23 protein-coding genes are annotated in these 19,454 nt (G+C 44.0%); 20 read left to right on the top strand and 3 right to left on the bottom strand.

Translation table 11 applies throughout. The annotated features are described in order from the left end of the window. The first annotated feature begins 26 nt into the window (after positions 1 to 26). Positions 27 to 776 (top strand): peroxide stress protein YaaA, encoded by a 750-nt coding sequence (gene yaaA / locus P8F77_RS01120; RefSeq protein WP_024728880.1) that lies wholly within the window; start codon positions 27 to 29, stop codon positions 774 to 776. On the opposite strand, the gene P8F77_RS01125 is transcribed toward yaaA, so the two are convergent. Further along, complete coding sequence (locus tag P8F77_RS01125; RefSeq protein WP_024728879.1) at positions 773 to 1,249, bottom strand: TspO/MBR family protein; 477 nt, start codon at positions 1,247 to 1,249, stop codon at positions 773 to 775. The genes yaaA and P8F77_RS01125 overlap by 4 nt on opposite strands. Before the next feature lie 94 nt (positions 1,250 to 1,343). Here P8F77_RS01125 and P8F77_RS01130 point away from each other — a divergent pair, with 94 nt between their 5' ends. From P8F77_RS01130 to P8F77_RS01170, 9 genes are all read left to right on the top strand, one after another. Continuing rightward, positions 1,344 to 1,937, top strand: a complete 594-nt coding sequence (locus P8F77_RS01130; protein ID WP_024728878.1) for a hypothetical protein — start codon at positions 1,344 to 1,346, stop codon at positions 1,935 to 1,937. A 149-nt stretch (positions 1,938 to 2,086) separates the two neighbouring features. Continuing rightward, on the top strand, positions 2,087 to 3,457 hold the full coding sequence (locus tag P8F77_RS01135) for an APC family permease (protein WP_024728877.1): 1,371 nt from the start codon (positions 2,087 to 2,089) through the stop codon (positions 3,455 to 3,457). 166 nt (positions 3,458 to 3,623) lie between these two features. Beyond that, a complete protein-coding gene (locus P8F77_RS01140) occupies positions 3,624 to 4,757 on the top strand; it encodes a tyramine oxidase subunit B (RefSeq protein ID WP_024728876.1) in 1,134 nt (377 codons plus the stop codon). 172 nt (positions 4,758 to 4,929) lie between these two features. Then, positions 4,930 to 5,253 (top strand): (2Fe-2S)-binding protein, encoded by a 324-nt coding sequence (locus P8F77_RS01145; RefSeq protein WP_024728875.1) that lies wholly within the window; start codon positions 4,930 to 4,932, stop codon positions 5,251 to 5,253. A gap of 7 nt (positions 5,254 to 5,260) precedes the next feature. Further along, positions 5,261 to 6,838 (top strand): FAD-dependent oxidoreductase, encoded by a 1,578-nt coding sequence (locus tag P8F77_RS01150; RefSeq protein ID WP_024728874.1) that lies wholly within the window; start codon positions 5,261 to 5,263, stop codon positions 6,836 to 6,838. 31 nt (positions 6,839 to 6,869) lie between these two features. After that, entirely contained in the window at positions 6,870 to 7,190 is a 321-nt protein-coding gene (locus P8F77_RS01155) for a (2Fe-2S)-binding protein (RefSeq protein ID WP_024728873.1), read from the top strand. A 1-nt stretch (position 7,191) separates the two neighbouring features. After that, entirely contained in the window at positions 7,192 to 8,322 is a 1,131-nt protein-coding gene (locus P8F77_RS01160) for an FAD-binding oxidoreductase (protein WP_287518142.1), read from the top strand. An 83-nt stretch (positions 8,323 to 8,405) separates the two neighbouring features. Further along, positions 8,406 to 9,248 carry an AraC family transcriptional regulator gene (locus P8F77_RS01165; protein WP_024728871.1) on the top strand — a complete coding sequence of 281 codons (843 nt, stop codon included), beginning with the start codon at positions 8,406 to 8,408 and terminating at the stop codon, positions 9,246 to 9,248. Positions 9,249 to 9,268: 20 nt separating this feature from the next. Next, on the top strand, positions 9,269 to 9,466 hold the full coding sequence (locus tag P8F77_RS01170) for a hypothetical protein (protein ID WP_024728870.1): 198 nt from the start codon (positions 9,269 to 9,271) through the stop codon (positions 9,464 to 9,466). Positions 9,467 to 9,514: 48 nt separating this feature from the next. Here the strand turns inward: P8F77_RS01170 and P8F77_RS01175 are convergent, their stop codons facing one another. Then, positions 9,515 to 10,090, bottom strand: coding sequence for a xanthine phosphoribosyltransferase (locus P8F77_RS01175; RefSeq protein ID WP_024728869.1), 576 nt, complete (start codon positions 10,088 to 10,090; stop codon positions 9,515 to 9,517). Positions 10,091 to 10,255: 165 nt separating this feature from the next. On the opposite strand from P8F77_RS01175, the gene guaA reads away from it, so the two are divergent. Continuing rightward, positions 10,256 to 11,797, top strand: coding sequence for a glutamine-hydrolyzing GMP synthase (guaA, locus tag P8F77_RS01180; protein WP_024728868.1), 1,542 nt, complete (start codon positions 10,256 to 10,258; stop codon positions 11,795 to 11,797). 229 nt (positions 11,798 to 12,026) lie between these two features. Here guaA and P8F77_RS01185 read toward each other — a convergent pair whose 3' ends face one another. Beyond that, positions 12,027 to 12,218 (bottom strand): hypothetical protein, encoded by a 192-nt coding sequence (locus P8F77_RS01185; RefSeq protein ID WP_330607107.1) that lies wholly within the window; start codon positions 12,216 to 12,218, stop codon positions 12,027 to 12,029. Between the two features lie 154 nt (positions 12,219 to 12,372). Between P8F77_RS01185 and P8F77_RS01190 the strand changes: the two genes are divergently transcribed. The 9 genes from P8F77_RS01190 (at position 12,373) to P8F77_RS01230 (ending at position 19,451) form a co-directional block, all read left to right on the top strand. Then, on the top strand, positions 12,373 to 12,690 hold the full coding sequence (locus P8F77_RS01190) for a hypothetical protein (protein WP_287518146.1): 318 nt from the start codon (positions 12,373 to 12,375) through the stop codon (positions 12,688 to 12,690). Between the two features lie 99 nt (positions 12,691 to 12,789). Further along, on the top strand, positions 12,790 to 13,038 hold the full coding sequence (locus tag P8F77_RS01195) for a type II toxin-antitoxin system Phd/YefM family antitoxin (RefSeq protein ID WP_287518148.1): 249 nt from the start codon (positions 12,790 to 12,792) through the stop codon (positions 13,036 to 13,038). 3 nt (positions 13,039 to 13,041) lie between these two features. Then, complete coding sequence (locus P8F77_RS01200; RefSeq protein WP_024728850.1) at positions 13,042 to 13,341, top strand: type II toxin-antitoxin system RelE/ParE family toxin; 300 nt, start codon at positions 13,042 to 13,044, stop codon at positions 13,339 to 13,341. A 60-nt stretch (positions 13,342 to 13,401) separates the two neighbouring features. Continuing rightward, on the top strand, positions 13,402 to 13,635 hold the full coding sequence (locus tag P8F77_RS01205; protein WP_287518152.1) for a hypothetical protein: 234 nt from the start codon (positions 13,402 to 13,404) through the stop codon (positions 13,633 to 13,635). Positions 13,636 to 14,152: 517 nt separating this feature from the next. Further along, positions 14,153 to 16,786, top strand: a complete 2,634-nt coding sequence (locus P8F77_RS01210) for a sigma 54-interacting transcriptional regulator (RefSeq protein ID WP_287518154.1) — start codon at positions 14,153 to 14,155, stop codon at positions 16,784 to 16,786. 185 nt (positions 16,787 to 16,971) lie between these two features. After that, entirely contained in the window at positions 16,972 to 17,394 is a 423-nt protein-coding gene (locus P8F77_RS01215; RefSeq protein WP_148459538.1) for a PTS sugar transporter subunit IIA, read from the top strand. Continuing rightward, positions 17,381 to 17,857: a PTS sugar transporter subunit IIB gene (locus P8F77_RS01220; protein ID WP_024728846.1), complete on the top strand. Its 477-nt coding sequence runs from the start codon at positions 17,381 to 17,383 to the stop codon at positions 17,855 to 17,857. The genes P8F77_RS01215 and P8F77_RS01220 overlap by 14 nt, the downstream gene beginning before the upstream one ends. A 12-nt stretch (positions 17,858 to 17,869) precedes the next feature. Continuing rightward, on the top strand, positions 17,870 to 18,634 hold the full coding sequence (locus P8F77_RS01225; protein ID WP_148459537.1) for a PTS sugar transporter subunit IIC: 765 nt from the start codon (positions 17,870 to 17,872) through the stop codon (positions 18,632 to 18,634). Beyond that, positions 18,627 to 19,451 (top strand): PTS system mannose/fructose/sorbose family transporter subunit IID, encoded by an 825-nt coding sequence (locus P8F77_RS01230; protein WP_024728844.1) that lies wholly within the window; start codon positions 18,627 to 18,629, stop codon positions 19,449 to 19,451. Before P8F77_RS01225 ends, P8F77_RS01230 begins: the two co-directional genes overlap by 8 nt. Positions 19,452 to 19,454 lie beyond the last annotated feature (3 nt).

Raw genomic sequence — 19,454 nt, forward strand, 5'->3', positions numbered from 1 at the left:
AACCCATTATAACACAAGGAAGTACCATGATAGCGATTATTTCACCTGCAAAAAACATGAAAGTCAGGAAAGAAAAACAGCGAAAGCTGACAGAGCCTGTATTTTCAGAAAAGACAGGACAGATTTATGAAGAATTGAAAAAACTGAAGCCGTGGGAGATTGAATCTTTGATGAAGGTAAATGAAAAGATTGCAATTCAGGCTTTTTTAGATATACAGAATTTTGAAAATGGGGACGGAAGTGCGGCCCTCATGACTTATGACGGCCTGGTATTTCAGAACGTGGGCGCAGGAGATTTTACCGGGTGGGATATGAAATATGCCCAGAAGCATGTGAGAATCTTAAGCGGAATGTATGGAGTGCTGAAGCCTTTAGATGCGATTCATCCGTACCGTCTGGAGATGGGATGCAAAGTAGAAACAGCGGGACAGGGTCTGTACCGGTTTTGGGGAGATGCGATATATAAGGAGCTTTATAAAGAACAGGATCTGATCCTTAATCTGGCTTCTGAAGAGTATGCCAAAACTGTGAAAAAATATCTGGATGGGCCGGATCGTTTTGTGGACGTGGAGTTTCTCACCATGAGAGGCGGAAAACTCCGGACCATCGTGGCATGGGCCAAGATGGCCAGAGGGCAGATGGTCCGTCATATTGTAAAGAACAGGATTGACCGGCCGGAGGATATCAAAGAGTTTGACTGGGACGGATACGAGTATGAACCTTCCCTGTCTTCTGAAGCCAAGTATGTATTTATCCGGCGGGAGACTAAGCTTTAGTTGACGATCAGGAATCCAAGGTTTAAAAGCGCCGCAAACAGGCACCAGACAATGTACGGGATCAGAAGAAAAGCAGATTTTTTGCTGTACTTTCGGAATACATAGAACATTAGTGCATTGAGCAGATTCAGAGCCAGAATCCAGACAAAGGAGAAAAAGACCAGTCCGTATTCAAAGAAAATGATGGGCCAGAAGAACAAAAAGAAGGACACGGCGAGAAAAAGCTTGATTCCCTGTTTTTTCTCCTGCTCTGTGATGTCCGAGGTCAGCAGGGTGTAAAGGCTCAGTCCTAGTAAAATATCGAGGATCAGCCATACGACGGAAAAGATCCACGGGGCAGGAACGAATGGAGGCTTATTCAGCTGACGGAAAATCTCATCCATCCGGGGTGTCAGGAGTCTGGAGAGCAGACTGACCAAAATGGGAAAAATGATGCAGAGTTTTAAAAGCTGCTTCGTTGATAATTGTTTCATAACACACACCTGGGGCTTTTTACATAGTCTATGCAGCAAGGGTTGTATATCTTGACAAAAAAAGATATTATAATGAGAAAAGGAGTGATGTGAGATGGAATTAAAGTGTCCTAAAATATATAGAGACGGAAAATATCTGGCTTACGGCGGCAACCAGGAATGGTTTCCAGGCACTTTCCAGCGCCGTGCGGGATGCGGAAGCGTCACCGGCACGAATATCGCCGTCTGTGAAGGTTTATTTTCGGAAGAAGTAGAAAATTCAGAGTCGATACCCCATGAATCATATTTAGAACTTATGGAAGGCATGTATCAGTATATGACGCCCGGCTTCATGGGCTATCCGCTGATCGGAAAGTTTAAAAAAGATTTTTTAAGCTTTGCATCCGACAGGGGAAAAAAATTAAAGGCAAGGAGCATGTTTCTGCCCAGGAATAGGCAGGACTGTCTCGATTTTATTAAGGAAGGGTTATATCACGGGCACCCCACAGCACTGCTGATCTGGCGTCATTCCAGGAAAGAATTCAGAGAAGACAACTGGCACTGGGTGACTATCACAGGATATGATGAGGAACGGGAAATCCTGATCTGGTCCAACTGTGGGGAAAGGGAAGAAATCCCTGTGAAAGTATTGCTGGATGACTCGGCGAGATACTATATCGGATTGGTCCGTTTTGAAGAAAATAATTAAAGGGTTCCGATTTTTACAATTCATATGAAAAGAAAGAGAGTAAGCTGTAACCCATCAGCAAGAAACCAAGTAAATTAAGAGATGGGAACAAAGGCGTTCACCGGATATATCCGGCGGACGCCTTTCTTTTATGAAAAGGAGTGATATGTATGGAGAATACGAAGAAGTTGGGACTCGGAAGTGCGGTATCTGTCTGTGTAGGGCTGATTGTGGCCACCAGCTGCCTGCTTTCCCTTGGGCAGGGTATGGGCCTTGCAGGTAAAAGCTTTATTATCCCACTGTTTGTCGTATTGATACTGAATGGGTTTTTGGCGTTAAGCTTTCAAGAACTGCATTCCATGATGCCGAAAGCGGAAGGAGGCCTGGGACAGTATACCCTGGTGGGACTGGGGCCAGTGGCTTCCATGGTATCGACCTTGTCCGCCTATGTGATTGTTGATATTCTATCCGGTTCCGTGGAAATCGCCATGTGCGGAACGGTACTGAATCAGATCTTTCTGCCTCAGGTTCCGGCACCGTTGATCAGTGTGATCATATTGGGGGTTTTATCCTATGTAAACTATAAAGGGGTTGATTTTTTCGCCCGAATCCAGAACATTGTCGTATTCCTTCTGCTGGCATCTTTTCTGCTCATGGGAATCATAAGTTTTTTCCATCTGGGCACCGGCGAGATAGTGACGGCTGCTCAGCAGACGAAGCCGCAGGTTACCGGGATTGGAGGAATCGTTTCTTTATCAGCATTGGCATTCTGGCTGTTTATCGGAATTGAATTCGTAATCCCGGTGTCAAAGGATCTTAAGAATCCCAAAAGAGACGTACTTTTGGCTATGATCATTGGCATCGTCGTCCTGTTCGGAGTGCAGGCGCTGCTCGGTGTGGGGATGACACAGTATGTCACACTGCAGGAACTGGCGTCGAATCCAATGCCCCATATGCTGTTTGCAGAACGGTGCATGGGCCAGGCCGGAGTTTACTGGATGGGCATCGTGACACTGCTGGCGGGAATCAGTACAGTCAATACCGTCCTCGGAGGCATCCCGAATATTTTAAGCGGTATGGCAGAAAATCAGCTGTTTCCGAAGGCCTTTCAACAGAAAAACAAGTATGGGGTTCCGGCAGCAGGAATCGGCCTGCTGAGCGGAGGAATCACGGCATTGATCGTTACCGGATTTACCCAGTCTTCAGGGCTTACAAATATAATCCTTGCGGCGTCCTGCTTCTGGCTGACTTCTTATATTATGGTTAATATCACAGTCCTTGCGCTGAGAAGAAGGTATCCGGATGCCGAGGGCAGAAACAAGAAGCTGGTTCTTCTCGGTATCCCTCAGGTGATCTGCATTATCGGTGACATTTATATGATCTTTAACATTGCCGAGGGTGATGCCAGAATCCTGATTTATAAAATATTCGCGACTCTGCTGCTGGCACTGATCGCATTCTCAGTGATCTGGGTAAAGGGAATAAAGAAAATGGGTACGGTCGAATGTCCGGAAATGCAAACGGTGAATACTTTGGCATGAGTTTTTCATCACTATTTCCGTCACGCTTTGAAATGCGTTCCTCCAATAGTGATAAAAAACTATCGTAAAATGTCTCACTCCAATTATGCAGAAAAGAGAAGGCATTGAAAGACTAAAATGAGCACAAAAATAAAATATTTATTATCTGATACAGGAGGTTTCAATAATGAGTAATTCAAGGGTTGATTTTTTATATTTAAACGAAGAGGAAATGGTGAAGCTCGGGGTTACGGATATGAAGGGCTGTGTGGAGAGTATGGAAGAGATGTTCCGGCTTTTGAGCAGAGGGGATTATGCTATGGGAGGTTCTAATGGAAATTCTCATGGGTGCATGGTTTCTTTTCCGGATATATCACCTTTTCCGAATATGCCGGTGAATGGGCCGGACCGCAGATTTATGGCGATGCCCGCCTACCTGGGCGGAGAATATGACATGGCTGGGATGAAGTGGTATGGTTCCAATGTGGAAAACAAAGACAAAGGACTTCCGAGATCCATTCTGATGCTTATGTTGAATGACAAAGAGACAGGAGCTCCAAGATCCTTAATGTCTGCAAACTTACTGAGTGCTTACCGTACAGGGGCAGTGCCGGGAGTCGGTGCAAAGCATTTGGCGAGAAGGGATTCCAAAGTGCTTGGGATCTATGGACCCGGTGTCATGAACAAAACGGCTCTGGAAGCGTTTGTCTGCACTTGTCTGGAACTTGATACCATTAAGATCAAAGGCAGAAGCCGGGGTTCTATTGAGAGCTTCATTGAATATGTGAAAGTGAAATTTCCTCAGTTTAAGACAATTGAGTTGACAGATACATTGGAAGATCTGGTCCGGGATTCGGACGTTATCAGCATGGCTACCTCATGCCCGGAAGGATCAGAAAATTACCCTATGGTCAAAGAGGAATGGATCAAGCCGGGAGCATTTTTCAGTCTTCCTGCATGTGCAAACTTTGAAGACGATTTTCTCTTGAACAGGGCAAAGACAGTGGTAGACAACTTTGGGTTATATGAGGCGTGGACCGAAGAATATCCTCATCCTTCTTTTGAGACCGTACCAATTATAGGAACAAAATTTGTAGATATGTATCACGATGGAATCATGCCGAGGAAGAAAATCGAAGACATCGGAGATATCATCAACGGAAAAGTACCCGGACGGAAAAACGATGACGAGATCATTCTGTTCTCTATCGGAGGAATGCCGGTGGAAGATGTGGCATGGGGAACAGAATTGTATCGAAAAGCACTGGATCAGGGAATTGGGACGAAATTGAACTTGTGGGATTCCCCAAGAATGGCGTAGTTTTTTATCACTCTTTCCGTCGCGCTTTTGAAATGTGCTCCTCCAATAGTGATAAAAAACTATCGCAGGATGGCACCTTTTGGTTGAAAAATACTGAATGATAGTTGTGGAAAGAGAAGGCATTTTTCGCTGCGGATAAATTAAGAAAAGATATGGCAGGAGGGTTTTGGCTATGAGAATTGAAGAGCATCCGATTTTGGGCAGGACGGAGAAAGGGAAGGAGGTTTCTTTCTTTTATGATGGCAAACCTGTGACGGGTTTTGAGGGTGAGCCAATTGCTGCGGCTTTGAAAGCTGCCGGGGTGATGGTACACCGGCATACGAAAAAATACGGAAAGCCCAGGGGTATTTTTTGTGCCATCGGGCGCTGCACGGACTGTGTCATGGTGGTGGACGGCAGGCCCAATGTGAGAACTTGTGTGACACCTTTGAAAGAAGGGATGAGGGTTCAGACTCAGTATGGAATCAGCGCAGAAAAAACTAAGATGAAGGGATGATAACGATATGAAACGGTATGATTTGATCGTCGTAGGAGCAGGGCCGTCCGGCCTGTCTGCGGCCATAGAAGCGGCAAAAAAAGGGATGAATGTCATTGTCTTTGACGAAAATGCAAAACCGGGCGGACAGCTGTTTAAGCAGATACATAAATTTTTCGGTTCCAAAGAACACAAAGCAAAGATCCGCGGATTTAAGATTGGAGAAGATCTGTTAAAAGAGGCAGAGGATGCGGGAGTGCAGGTCGTATTGAATGCCACTGTCATAGGGCTTTATCTGGACAAAGAAATCACTGTGCGGATCGGAGATGAGATCCGGCATTATAAGGGAGATGCCATTATTGTGGCAACCGGGGCTTCAGAGAATATGGTTACCTTTGACGGGTGGACGCTGCCGGGAGTGATCGGAGCGGGAGCCGCCCAGACGATGATGAACCTGCATGGTGTACAGCCGGGGAAAAAGGTTCTGATGCTTGGAAGCGGAAACGTAGGACTGGTAGTAAGTTATCAGCTGATGCAGGCCGGATGTGAGGTTGCAGCTTTGGTAGACGCGGCGCCAAGAATCGGCGGCTATGGAGTCCATGCGGCCAAGCTGGCAAGATGCGGCGTACCGTTTTATTTATCCCACACGATTGTGAAAGCGGAAGGAGAAGACCGGGTCACCGGAGTGACCATTGCAAAGGTGGATCAAAACTGGCAGACCGTGCCCGGATCAGAGAAATATTTCGATGCAGATACTATCTGCCTTGCCGTGGGACTGTCTCCAATGTCCCAGCTTTTAAAAATGGCTGGATGTGAAATGGAAGATAACCCAAAGAAAGGCGGACAGGTGCCGCTCTGTGATAAATACGGAGAGACTTCCGTCAAAGGAATTTTTGTGGCGGGAGATGTGTCAGGAATTGAGGAAGCCAGTTCTGCCATGATCGAAGGAAGGATGGCAGGTACCGCCGCTGCCTGTGAACTTGGATTTATGAATGAGAAAGAACGGGATGAGAAGCTTGCCGCACTGGAAGAAGCCCTGGAAAGTCTGAGGCAGGGAATGTTCGGGCCTGAAAATAAAGGGAAGCTTTTAAAGAAGACAGATGAGGGCTGTGATATTTCTATGAACCTGCTTGAAAATGGTTATTTAGGCGAAGAAGAAGTAAAACAGTACCCGGGGGTTACGAAAACCATAGGAATCCATCCGGTGATGGAGTGTACCCAGAACATCCCGTGTAATCCGTGTCAGGATGCGTGCCCTAAGAATTGTATCAAGATCGGAGAAAATATCACTTCCCTGCCGGCAGTAGATCCGGACGCTCAGTGCATTGGATGCGGCATGTGTGTGGCTGCTTGTTCCGGACAGGCGATTTTCCTCGTGAATGAGCAGTTTGAGAAAGATTATGCAAGCGTGACTCTTCCGTATGAATTCCTTCCGCTGCCGGAAAAAGGGGCAGAGGGAAAAGCCCTTGACCGGAGCGGAAACGAGGTATGCCGGGCAGAAGTGGTAGAAATAAAGACATCCAAAGCATTTGATCACACCAATCTTCTGACCATCAAGGTGCCTGTGGACATGGCAATGAAGGCAAGGTTTTTCCGGGCCTCTTAAAGCCTGAGTATAAAAGATGGAGGAAAGAACTGTGAATACGATAAATGACAGATCAAAAATATTAAAGGAATTTGTTCCGGCCAACGATGATGATATGATCATCTGCCGGTGTGAGGAAATTACGAAAGGAGAAATCCGGAGAGCCGTCCACGACGGGATGTTCACCCTCACAGAAATCCGGAGATACTTAAGAACCGGCATGGGACTCTGTCAGGGACAGACCTGTTCTAAATTGGTCAGGGGAATCGTGGCAAGGGAACTGGGAGTTTCTCCGGCAGAACTGGAACCGGCTACGTCCAGGGCGCCGATGCGTCCTACGGAAATGAGAGTGCTTGGAAAGGAGGTACGGTAATATGGGAAATCGTTGTGCAGATGTGATCGTGATCGGAGGAGGAATCATCGGAAATGCAGCGGCTTATTATCTCGCAAAAAGAGGCTGTTCCGTTATCGTACTGGAAAAGAGCGATCACCTGGGAGACGGAGGGTCCAGCAGAAACGGAGGAGGCGTCCGCCAGTCCGGCCGAGACAAACGGGAACTTCCCCTTGCCATGTATGGAATAAAGAACCTCTGGCCGACCCTTTCGGAGGAGCTGGAAACAGATGTGGAATACTGTCAGGATGGAAACCTGCGGCTTGGCAAGACAGAAGAACACATGAAAATTTTAAGCGGACTGGCTGAAAATGCCCAATCATGCGGCCTGGATGTGCGGATGATTTCAGGTGAGGAAGTCCGGGATATCTGTCCATATCTGTCCGATGAAGTCATAGGAGCCAGCTGGTGTCCCACCGACGGTCATGCAAACCCGATGCTGGCAACGCTTGGATTTTATAAGAAAGCCAGAGAACTTGGGGTCCGGTTCATTACTGGGGAAGAAGTGACTGCGATCCGGAAGATCAGGGGAAAAGCAAGACAGGTCATCACGAAAGAAAACGTGTATGAAGGAGAGAATATCATACTGGCAGCGGGGCTTAAAAGCAGAGAGATCGCGGATACAGTAGGCGTGGATATCCCTATGCAGCCTGCACTGCTGGAATGTCTGGTGACAGAGGCAGAACCGGAAATGTTCGGACAAATGCTGGGGACGGCGGAAGCGGATTTTTACGGACACCAGACAAAACACGGCTCTTTTGTCTTCGGCGGTTCCTCAAACTTTGAAGGCTTTAATAAGGACAACGGTACTCCGGTTAATTCAAGCATCACGGCATCCTGCATTTGCCGGGGCATCATGAAATACTTCCCATCCCTTTCGGATGCAAAGATCGTTCGCACCTGGGCCGGATGGATGGACCTGTGTGCCGACAAAGTTCCTGTCATCAGCAAAGTGGAGGAAGTACCCGGTCTGATCCTGGCCTGCGGATTTTCCGGCCATGGCTTTGGGATTGCCCCGGCTGTGGGCGAACAACTCTCTGAGATGGTGGTGGACGGCAGTACAGCACTGGACTTAACAGCCTTAAGATATGACCGTTTCCAGGCAAAAATCTAATTACAAAATAAAATATACAGGGATTCTGTACAATACAGCGATGAAGTATTATAGTAGAAGCAAATAGAGAGCAGGGAAGAGATATGGAGCCAATACACCCAAAAAAACTTATCGTGCCCAAACAGCCGTCATTGGTCATGACAACATCCCATTACTATAAGGCTGTGATGATGGCTTACGGAATTTCACATTTTTATGCATTTGAAGTCGAAGAGGACGTCCACGACATCCTGTCCATTGTACCGGACGGATGTGTGGACTTTCTGTTTTATTGCAGCAAAAATTACCCTTATGCCAGCATCATAGGCACCAGGCTGAAGGCTTCCCCGATGATCGGAAAGCCGGGAGATTACTTTTTCGGCATCCGGTTCATGCCGGGAAAGGTGATACTGCCCGACACGGTGAATCCGAATGAATTAGTCGAAGGGGAAGCAGCGCTGATGGAATTTATGAAGGAAGAAGAGGTATTTGATAAGATCATTCAAAGCCGTGACTTCCGGGCACAGATACAGGCTTTTTTAAATTTTTATGTGAACTGTAATCAGGAAAAGCTGGAGCATTTAGAGGACAGAAATCTTGGAAATTACCTGATAGACGAGATCACCAGGCGGGCCGGAAATGTAAAGATAGAAGAACTGGGTGAATTGACGGGATACTCTGTCCGCTATGTAAATAAAGTGTTTAAAGAGAATATGGGAATTTCACCGAAAACGTATTGTAAGATCGCCCGGTTTCAGACGATTTTAAACAGCCTGAAATGGGAAGAGGATGAAAAGGACCTGCTGGCTATTGCCATGAATGCCGGATATTATGACCAGTCCCATATGATGAAGGATTTTCGGAAATATACGAATATGACACCGGTACGGTATATAAAAAGCCTGGAAGAAGCGGAATATAAGAATAGACTGATTATTTTAGAATGAAGCATATGCAGGAAAGTACTATGAAATTGACAAGAATAAACTACTCATCAGGAGCGCCGTTGGAAGAGGAAGCAGGATACAGCAGAGTCGTCAAGGCAGGACCATTTGTTTATGTGGGAGACGCCTATGCGCAGGCCAAATATGTGCTGGATAAACAGGTAAAGCTGTTAAAAGAGGCAGGGGCAAAGCCTGAGAAAGTGGTGAAAGTGAATATTTAAAAAGAGCTGATGAGTGAAAACATCGGCTCTTATTTTAAATAGGCATATTTATTGTTTTCTAAAACATAATTTTCCGTCTTTCGGGTCTTCCACGATTGCAAGAGACTCTAAATGTACACCTTTATCGCGGATGATCTGTCCTCCGTCCTGGAAACCTTTCTCGATCACGATACCGCATCCAATCAGATTAGCGCCGGAGCCGTTGACAAGATCGATCAATCCGTTTAATGCCTGGCCATTGGCAAGGAAGTCGTCAATGATCAGAATATTGTCATCCGGGGACAGAAACTTCTTTTCTACGAAAATATCAAATTCCAGTCCTTTTGTATAAGAAATTACCTTAGAGGTCAGCAGGTCTCCGTCCAGATTTTTGGACATGGATTTCTTTGCAAATACAACCGGGATATTGTCAAAATACTGTGCTGCAATCGTCGCGATTCCAATCCCTGAGGCTTCAATGGTCAAGATTCTGGTGATGTTTTCCGGAAACAGTCTTCTGAATTCTTTTCCTATTTCCTGAAGCAGCCCGATGTCCATCTGGTGGTTTAAGAAACTGTCAACTTTAAGGATTCCCCCATCCTTTAATACTCCATCCTTTAAAATGCGTTCCTCTAATAATTTCATAAAATTCTCCATTTCATTCGACTTTTTTATCATTCTAGCACCAAAAGCTGTCAAAATCAATGAGATCAGGGAAGAATTGAGTTGTAAAAACACCATGCCTACCTTATAATATATAAGAATATAGGTTATTTTATAAAGTTATATAGGAATATAGGAGGAACGCCCGTGAACCACGAGAAATTTCTTGTCCTTGATTTCGGGGGACAATATAATCAGTTAATCGCAAGGAGAGTCAGAGAATGCAGCGTTTACTGCGAAATCAAACCTTACACTGCCTCACTTGAAGAAATAAAAAAATACAATCCAAAAGGAATCATTTTCACTGGAGGACCGAACAGCGTTTACGGAGAAGATTCCGCGACATACGAAAAAGCAATTTTTGAACTGGGAATCCCGATTCTGGGTATCTGCTATGGTTCCCAGCTGATGGCCCATGTCCTCGGCGGCAAGGTGGAGACTGCACCTGTCAGCGAGTACGGCCGCACAGAAGTGGAGCTGGACAATTCATCCAAGCTCTTTGACGGTGTGGGTGATAAAACAGTCTGCTGGATGAGCCATACCGACTACATCGCCGAAGCACCGGAAGGCTTCAAGATCACGGCGACAACCCCGGTATGCCCGGTGGCAGCCATGGAAAATGCAGACAAGAAGCTTTACGCAACCCAGTTCCATCCAGAAGTTATGCATACAGAACAGGGAAAAGAAATGATCTATAATTTCTTATACAAAGTATGTGGCTGCAAGGGCGACTGGAATATGGACTCTTTTGTGGATGACATGATCAAATCCATTCGTGAAAAAGTTGGAGACGGAAAAGTGCTCTGTGCATTGTCCGGAGGTGTGGACTCCTCTGTGGCAGCCGTTATGCTGGCGAAAGCAGTCGGAAAACAGCTGACCTGTGTCTTTGTAGATCATGGACTGCTCCGCAAAAATGAAGGTGATGAAGTAGAAGCAGTCTTCGGACCGGAAGGACCGTATGACTTAAACTTTATCCGAGTGAACGTTCAGGACAGATTTTATGAGAAATTAGCGGGAGTGGAAGAACCGGAACAGAAAAGAAAGATCATCGGTGAAGAATTCATCCGTGTATTTGAAGAAGAAGCAAAGAAGATCGGAACTGTGGACTTCCTTGTTCAGGGAACCATTTACCCGGATGTGGTTGAGAGCGGTGTCGGTAAATCTGCCACCATCAAATCCCATCATAATGTGGGAGGACTTCCTGACTATGTAGATTTCAAGGAAATCATCGAGCCTCTCCGCGACCTGTTCAAAGATGAAGTAAGACAGGCCGGAAGAGAACTTGGTATTCCGGAATATCTTGTCATGAGACAGCCATTCCCGGGACCGGGACTTGGAATCCGTATCATCGGGGAAGTGACAGCGGAAAAGGTTAAGATCGTGCAGGATGCCGATGCAATTTACAGAGAAGAAATTGCAAAAGCTGGAGTGGATAAAGGACTGGGACAGTACTTTGCAGCATTGACAAATATGAGGTCAGTGGGAGTTATGGGGGATGGAAGAACCTATGACTATGCTATTGCGTTGAGAGCTGTTAATACATCAGACTTTATGACTGCAGATGCGGCACAGATCCCTTGGGAAGTACTTGGAAAAGTGACTACCAGGATCGTGAATGAAGTGGAACATGTCAATCGAGTGATGTATGACTGTACGGGGAAACCACCGGCTACGATTGAGTTTGAATAATGAAAAAATCTGGAAACCCTTATAAACAGGGCATTCCCGGGCATTAGAGGTTCTATTTGATAACAAAATGATAACACTGGAGATTTTGGTATTATTTATTATCAATCCGATGGTTATCAGGTAATATGTGTGAAACCAACAAAAAAGGTCTTCCTGAATTGAGAGAAATCAATTTGGTAAGGCCTTTTTTCTTCGGCTTTTATTTTGTATTTTTCGGGTAATTGTACCGTCACTGATCATATTCTTCCTTGGTAATTTTCCTGGATTTAAGTTTTTCTGCCTGTTTCTGCCATGCATGGAACATATCAAACATAGAAAGGTAGGTGGTTCCTTTGGATTTATCTAACCGGAGGCAGAGTTCTCTGTCAATTTCTCCGATATGAAGCCCATAAAGGTCTTCTAATGCAAATAAGGTGTGCATCAGTCCTACATAACTAGTGCATTTAGATAGTTTTCCTTTGGACTGCGAGAGCTTTTTTCGTACTGTGCAATGCGGGCATCAGCCTGCACTTCACTGAATCCCAACTGCTGACCTAAATATTTCAGCAGCATTATCAACATCCGGCGATTTTGCCATGGCAGCAACAATTCCAGCGGATATTGCACAGTACTATGGTTATATGCTACGAGTGACACAAAAATTGTTGTATTTGTATGGATTCCCGGAAATTGACGTTACAGAAAAAGGGAAAAAGTTTGACACGGAGACACTGAATATCTTGACTCTTTGCCTGGGAGTAATGTATGGAGTTGCAGGTGCCAATAATGCATTGAAAGCATCTTTACAGGATACGCTTTTGTGTAATCCGGATCATGAGATAACAGCAGAGGAGAATGCTTTTGATATTGAAGCTGCTGAAATCAAAGAGTACAGTGAGGAAGGCGAAGAATAACTATAATTAAGTGCTGTAAAATTTTAAGTTGAATTTTACAGCACTTTTGCGTATAATAAGTATAGAAATAATAATGATAAATCACGGAGGACGGTCTATATGGCAAATATTTTACCAGTATCTGATTTGAGAAATTATAATGAAGTTTTAAAAAATTGCCGGACGGGAGAACCAGTATTTTTGACAAAGAATGGAAGAGGACGTTTTGTAGTGCTTGATATAGAAGATTATGAGAGGGATCGTGAAGAAAAAAAACTATTAATGAAGCTACAGGAGGCAGAGGAGGCAGTTAAAGACGGAGAAGGATGGCTCAGTTTGGATGAATTAAAAGCACTTATGGGGGATTAGACTATGCTGAAATTACGAATTAACCCATTAGTTGCAGCGGATTTAAAAGAGATTTGTGATTATATTGCCGAGGATAATGCAGAATATGCTGCAAAGACGATCAAAGAAATCTATAGTAAATTTGAGAATATTCAACTGTTTCCCGAGATGGGGGCAGATCTTTCCAAAAGAGTCAGTTTCCGAACAAATTATAAGTATGCAGTATGGGAAAATTATGTAATCTTTTATAAAGTTGGAGAAAAGTATGTTGAGATTTACCGGGTGGTAAATCGGTATCGAGATATTACAAAATTATTTGAATAGTTATTATGGATTCAAAATTCACTGAAGGAAAAGGGATGAGTAATTTTGTAGAAGACTTAGATGAAAGATATTGGAGAGAACGTAAGAAAAATAAACGAGAACTACATAATTAGGAAGGGGAAACTTACGAGATTTTTGTACTTAAAGAATGGTTGTAGAGTATATTTTACAGATGCTGACTTTTTGACCATGTTACTTCAAATTCAAAATAAGGATACAATGACATCACTTATTGAAAATTTGGAAAGAGCATATAAAAATTGTGCTGAAAAATATTATATATGGATTGGTTAGAAAAAGTATGAAATAGAGGGTATACCTCAGACAGAAGATGAGCAGATTCTTATGAACCCACAGGATGTAGAGATCTTGTTTAATGAATTACTTGCTTTGATAAACCTAGTTTTATTAAAGGATCAAGCGTCTACTCCATTATGGCCAAGTAGACCAGATTTTTTTTTAACATACAACATCAAAATACGTCCACAAACGGCAGGCTTTTGAGGATGGACACTTTTTGATAGAATGCGTGAATGGCAGTTCTCCTGAAGAATGCACATATGATTCTGGAAATGATCGCTCTGTTGCATATTTCAAAATAGAGACATGTAATGCCTGCCCATATAGGGACAAATGTCAACCTCGATTTCTAAAAACAAGAGTCTGAAAAGAAGTTTCATGGAAATCGGTCGGAAGAGCAAAGCAGCTACAGTATATGAAAACACATTCACAAGTGACAAAACCCCACTGCCATGCTATATTTCTCTTATAAGGAAAGCCAACCACAAATCCAATGGCATGGGAGAGATTAATGGGAAAACCAGGAAACAAAAACAACATTATAAAACTTCTTCAGGAAAACAGAAATAAGCAGACTGCAGAAGAAATCGCCGATTGTCTGGGGATTCAAAGGAATACAGCCAGTGCTATCTTAAATGAGCTTGCCAGAGATGAAATCGTCCGGAAGGAGAAAACACGTCCGGTGATGTTTTCTTATATAGAAAAAGATTCGGTATTTTCCGACGATCCGTTTGCGTCCTTTATTGGTGCGGACAAAAGTCTGAAGGAGACGGTGGAAAAGTGCAAGCTGTCTGCGATATATCTCAAACGGGATATGCCTATTTTACTGTTTGGCCCAAGTGGCGCGGGAAAAAGTCTGCTGGCCGAGTACATTTATAAATATGCAAAGTATATCCACACAATACCAGAGGATGCCCCGTTTGTCGTTTTAAACTGTGCAGACTATGCAAACAATAAGGAACTGCTGTCTTCTGTCTTGTTTGGATATAAAAAAGGTGCTTTCACTGGGGCCCACACAGATACGAGGGGGCTGATCGAGGAAGCGGATAATGGGTATTTATTTTTAGATGAGGTACACCGTCTTTCTCCGGAAGGACAGGAGAAATTATTTCATTATATGGATAAAGGGGTTGTGTCACGGGTCGGTGATAATGGACATAACATTGAACTCAATGTCAGGCTGATTTTCGCTACGACAGAGGGGAAGGAATCCATGTTGGATACTTTTTTAAGAAGGATTCCGGTGGAGGTGACACTTCCTCCGTTTCACGAGCGGACTCTGGAGGAAAGATATCAGCTGATCATTTATCTGATTCATCAGGAGACATTTGTCATGGAATGCAGCTTTTTGGTGAGTAGCAATGTGATCAACCGATTGCTGACCTTTCAGGGAAAAGGGAACATCGGGAGCCTGCGCAATATTATTAAGCTGTCATGTACAAAGGCTTATAATGAGGCGGAAGATAAAAAGGGGACAGTACCGTTAAAGCTGAGACATTTATCAGATACACAGAAGTTTATGACAGGCATCGGTTCAGTTCCTTATGTAAATCAAGACGTTGAGATTTCATCGGAAAAAGAGTCGGTTCAGTATATTTTGACAACGGAGCAGATCCATGTGTATTTCCCGGCAGAGACCATTGTCACGGCAGTATATGAATATCTGGAAAAGAAGATATCAAAGGTTCGGTTCCGCAAAATTATTTATGATGAGATCAATCATATGATAGACGATGTCATTTATCGGGAAATGGACCCATTTATACAAAATCTCTATAACCAGGCGGTCAACAATATTTTAGTGTATCTTCAGGACAATTACGGCTTAAAATACAATGGGGTTATGGAGATGGTGTTTGTAAAAATCTTATATGACCTGAATAATCAGAGTGACAAACCCGATGACAGTCAATACGAGATCATCGTCAGGAAACTGCAGCCGGTCATGTACCGCTACTATAAAATGGGATTGATTTTTACGGAGATGATTCACCAGACCATGGATTATGAGACAAGTCCCTGGTTTGTGAGATTATTTGTTATGCTGTATTTTTACAGTATGGCAAAGGAGGATGGGGATTATACCAATGCCATTATTGTATCCCACGGACCTGCGACAGCGTCCAGCATTGCAAGCACGGTGAACAGGGTGTTTGAGACCTATATCTTTGAGGCGTTTGATATGGCATACGATACACCGAAAAGTGAAATTGTGTCGAGGATAAAAAAATATTTGAAAAATACCAATACGTCAAAAGGCCTGCTGATCTTTGTAGATATGGGGTCGCTGCTGAGCATATCCAAGGATTTAAAAGACGATATTGAAGGGGATCTTGGCATTGTCAACAATATTACTACGGAAATGGCATTAGAAGCGGGAGAGAGAATCCTGCGTCATGAAGATCTTCAGAGTATTATGGACAATATTCTGTCTCACCATGTGACAAAAAAGTCGTATGTGCCCAGCAGACAGAAACCGAAAGCCATCGTTTTATGCTGTATCACGGGGCTTGGGACTGCGGTGAAAATGAAGACTCTTCTCAAAGAGTGCCTGGAAGGAATCGAACTGGAGGTAGTGGAGGTGCCGTTTCCGGATTTGCAGAGGAACGGGAGCCAGTGTGATGTTTTCCGGAAGTATAATGTACAGTTTGTTGTTACTACGAGTAAATTGGAGGCGGAGGATTATACCGCGATTCATTTGAATGAACTGATAGACAAACGGGGAGAAGAGGTCATTTATGCAACAGTAGGCAAATATTTTGATAAGGAAAAGGTTCAGAAGTTTATTGAAAATATTGTCCGCAGTTTTACCATAAGAAACCTGATCGGCCAGCTGACGATTCTCAATCCGGACAAGATTTTAGACGATGTGGAAAAAGCAGTGACGAGGCTGGAAATTTTGGAGGGAGAGAATTATCCTATTGATTTGAAAAAAATGCTTTATATTCATATTTGTGTGATGGTGGAACGACTGATCCTGGAAAAAGGACAATTATCAGAGAGTAATCCGACACAAAGTTTAAAGTGTCGGGAAAGCTTTATAAAAAACTTAAAGGAAAGTTTTTCTGTCATAGAAGCCCAGTATAATGTGTCGATTAACCATATGGAAATTCATATGATTTATAGTTTGATAAAAAATATTTAAAAAATAAAGTGCTAAAAGAGCTTGTATTTATGCGGTTTTAAAAAATACAGGCTTTTTTTATTGCAAAAAATAAAAGTTGGCACAGGTTTTGCTGTATATATTTGCAGAGGCGAAATGATGCATGATATGGAAATTGTATGCCGAGTGTCAGGAAACCTTAAAATAGACCTGGAAAGGAGGAGAAAATGGTCGGATTAATTATTGCAACTCATGGAAATACTTGTGCAGAACTGGTGAAAAGTGCCGAGATGTTTTCGGGGCCATTGAAAAATTGTGAGACATGGACTTTAAACCCGGGAGACAGCATTGAACTTGGAGAAAAGAAACTGGAGCAATACGTGGAAAGTCTGGATGAAGGTGCCGGCGTCATGATCATGACAGACTTATTCGGAGGAACACCGTCAAACGTTGCGTTAAAAATTTCTATGAGAAAAAATGTAGGGATTTTGACAGGTGTCAATCTTCCGATGCTGATTCAGTTTGTATCATGCAGAGAGAACAATTCTCTGGACAATTTGATCTTGGAGTGTACAGAGGCAGGCAAGGATGGAATCCTGTGTCCTAACAAATCAATTGAAGAGTGGAGGTGTACAGATGGCGGATATTAAAATGGTGAGGATTGACTACCGTCTGATTCACGGACAGGTCGTCGCAAAATGGTTAAAGGTAAGCCCGGTAAGAAGGATCGTGCTTGTGGATGACGTGCTGGGCAGCGATGAATTTATGAGTGATATTTACAAAATGGCAGTGCCCAAGGGTACCGCTGTGGACATTGTAACTGTGAATAAAGCAAAAAGCGTTCTGGATAAAACCAACGATACGGTGTTTCTTATTTTTAAAGATATTGACAGCTGCTGCCGGACGATCCGGAAAGGGGTTCAAATTTCTTCTCTCAATGTAGGGGCAGTTCCCAACGAAGACGGGAAGAATTTAATTACAAGCGGCGTGGCGATTTCGGCAGGGGAACTGGAAAAATTAGAAGAACTGAATGCAGAGGGAGTTGAAATTACGGTTCAGCCCATCCCTGAAATTTCTGCCATCAATTTTGATGCAGTTAAAAAGAAAATGTAGGAGGTTAAAAATATGAGTACTGTGGTAATTGCGGTCACGATGGGGATCATGTACTGGTGGTGCAGAGGAATGATCTTTTCGTACTTTGGTTTTTTGTTTATTTCGAGTCCGGTAACCGTCGGACTTGTGGCAGGATTATTGATGGGTCACCCAATGCAGGGATTGATCATCGGCGGAGGGATTGCCCTTGTGTTTGCGGGAATTATCGCGCCGGGCGGAAATCTGCCAACAGATGAGTGCCTGGCGGCGACCTGCGTGATTCCTATTGCAATTGGGTCAGGCATGAGTGCAACGACCGCCATCGCACTGGCTGTGCCGGTCGGGCTGCTTGGCTCTTTTGTGACCAACTTAAGAAAAGTGGTAAATACATACTTTGTAAAGAAAGCAAATGATTATGCGGAGGAAGGAAACGCGGGAGGCATTTGGAGATGTGCGACACTTTTTCCGGTGCTCCTGGCAATTCCGCTTCTGTTTCTCCCGGTGTTTATTATCAACATGGTGGGGCAGGATGTAGTTGTAAATCTGATGAATGCTCTTCCGACATTTGTGACTCACGGTTTAGAAGTCGCGGGAGGTATCCTGCCGGCCCTGGGATTTGCTCTCATCATGAATATGATTGGAAAAGAAAAACTGATCCCGTATGTGTTTCTTGGGTACATTGTGATCTCGGTTGGAGGGATTAACTCATTGACGGCCGGAATCATTGGAATCTGCATTGCATTTATTTATGTGTTCCAGAAGAGAGAGATTATGGAGGAGGTAAGCAGCGATGAGTAAGGAAGTAACGACGGCGGATACAGCCCCTGCACTGACAAAAAAAGATTTAAATAAAGCCATGTTCCGCTGGTATATGTCGGCGGAGATGCCACTGAATTTTGAAAATATGCAGGGGATTGCATTTTGCGGAAGTATCGCACCGATTTTAAAAAAGTTGTATACGAAAAAAGAAGACCTGGCGGAGGCATTAAAACGCCATCTGCTGTTATATAACTGTAACGTGACTGCTGGCGGACTGATCCTCGGAACGACCATTGCAATGGAAGAACAGAGGGCCAAAAAACCGGAAGTGATGCCGGCAGAAGCTATCACAGGTTTGAAGACCGGGCTTATGGGACCGGTGGCGGCTCTGGGAGACAGTTTTGACTGGGGTATCATTGGCACGTTGTTTAAAATAGCAGCAGCCACATTGGCGGCAGCGGGGAATCCGTTTGCGATTGCAGTGTTACTCGCTTTTGTGATGTACTGTATCGTCGAGTTAGTATTTTTTACAAATCTGACTTATAAAAAGGGCAGAAGTTCCATCAAAACTATTATGGGTTCCGGCCTCATGCAGGACGTGATTTCCGGCGCAAATGTGCTTGCGATGTTTATGATGGGAGCGATGACCGCGTCCATGGTCACACTCACAACTCCGTTAAAGATTAGCAGTGTTGTCATTCAGGAAAAACTGGACGGGATTTTTCCGGGAGTCTTTCCGCTGGCGGCCTTGTTCCTGATTTACTATTTAGTCAGACATAAAAAAATCGGAACCGGAAAGATTGTCATTGGCATCATCGCAGTTTCTATATTGTGTGCCTTAATAGGTATTTTTTAAATA

Source organism: Anaerostipes sp. PC18 (assembly GCF_039789045.1).
GTDB lineage: Bacteria > Bacillota > Clostridia > Lachnospirales > Lachnospiraceae > Anaerostipes > Anaerostipes hominis.

Coding starts and splice junctions, on each gene's coding strand:
- yaaA (WP_024728880.1), top strand. CDS start 27: ATGATAGCGATTATTTCACCTGCAAAAAACATGAAAGTCAGGAAAGAA.
- P8F77_RS01125 (WP_024728879.1), bottom strand. CDS start 1,249: ATGAAACAATTATCAACGAAGCAGCTTTTAAAACTCTGCATCATTTTT.
- P8F77_RS01130 (WP_024728878.1), top strand. CDS start 1,344: ATGGAATTAAAGTGTCCTAAAATATATAGAGACGGAAAATATCTGGCT.
- P8F77_RS01135 (WP_024728877.1), top strand. CDS start 2,087: ATGGAGAATACGAAGAAGTTGGGACTCGGAAGTGCGGTATCTGTCTGT.
- P8F77_RS01140 (WP_024728876.1), top strand. CDS start 3,624: ATGAGTAATTCAAGGGTTGATTTTTTATATTTAAACGAAGAGGAAATG.
- P8F77_RS01145 (WP_024728875.1), top strand. CDS start 4,930: ATGAGAATTGAAGAGCATCCGATTTTGGGCAGGACGGAGAAAGGGAAG.
- P8F77_RS01150 (WP_024728874.1), top strand. CDS start 5,261: ATGAAACGGTATGATTTGATCGTCGTAGGAGCAGGGCCGTCCGGCCTG.
- P8F77_RS01160 (WP_287518142.1), top strand. CDS start 7,192: ATGGGAAATCGTTGTGCAGATGTGATCGTGATCGGAGGAGGAATCATC.
- P8F77_RS01165 (WP_024728871.1), top strand. CDS start 8,406: ATGGAGCCAATACACCCAAAAAAACTTATCGTGCCCAAACAGCCGTCA.
- P8F77_RS01170 (WP_024728870.1), top strand. CDS start 9,269: ATGAAATTGACAAGAATAAACTACTCATCAGGAGCGCCGTTGGAAGAG.
- P8F77_RS01175 (WP_024728869.1), bottom strand. CDS start 10,090: ATGAAATTATTAGAGGAACGCATTTTAAAGGATGGAGTATTAAAGGAT.
- P8F77_RS01185 (WP_330607107.1), bottom strand. CDS start 12,218: ATGCACACCTTATTTGCATTAGAAGACCTTTATGGGCTTCATATCGGA.
- P8F77_RS01190 (WP_287518146.1), top strand. CDS start 12,373: ATGGCAGCAACAATTCCAGCGGATATTGCACAGTACTATGGTTATATG.
- P8F77_RS01195 (WP_287518148.1), top strand. CDS start 12,790: ATGGCAAATATTTTACCAGTATCTGATTTGAGAAATTATAATGAAGTT.
- P8F77_RS01200 (WP_024728850.1), top strand. CDS start 13,042: ATGCTGAAATTACGAATTAACCCATTAGTTGCAGCGGATTTAAAAGAG.
- P8F77_RS01205 (WP_287518152.1), top strand. CDS start 13,402: ATGAAAGATATTGGAGAGAACGTAAGAAAAATAAACGAGAACTACATA.
- P8F77_RS01210 (WP_287518154.1), top strand. CDS start 14,153: ATGGGAAAACCAGGAAACAAAAACAACATTATAAAACTTCTTCAGGAA.
- P8F77_RS01215 (WP_148459538.1), top strand. CDS start 16,972: ATGGTCGGATTAATTATTGCAACTCATGGAAATACTTGTGCAGAACTG.
- P8F77_RS01220 (WP_024728846.1), top strand. CDS start 17,381: ATGGCGGATATTAAAATGGTGAGGATTGACTACCGTCTGATTCACGGA.
- P8F77_RS01225 (WP_148459537.1), top strand. CDS start 17,870: ATGAGTACTGTGGTAATTGCGGTCACGATGGGGATCATGTACTGGTGG.
- P8F77_RS01230 (WP_024728844.1), top strand. CDS start 18,627: ATGAGTAAGGAAGTAACGACGGCGGATACAGCCCCTGCACTGACAAAA.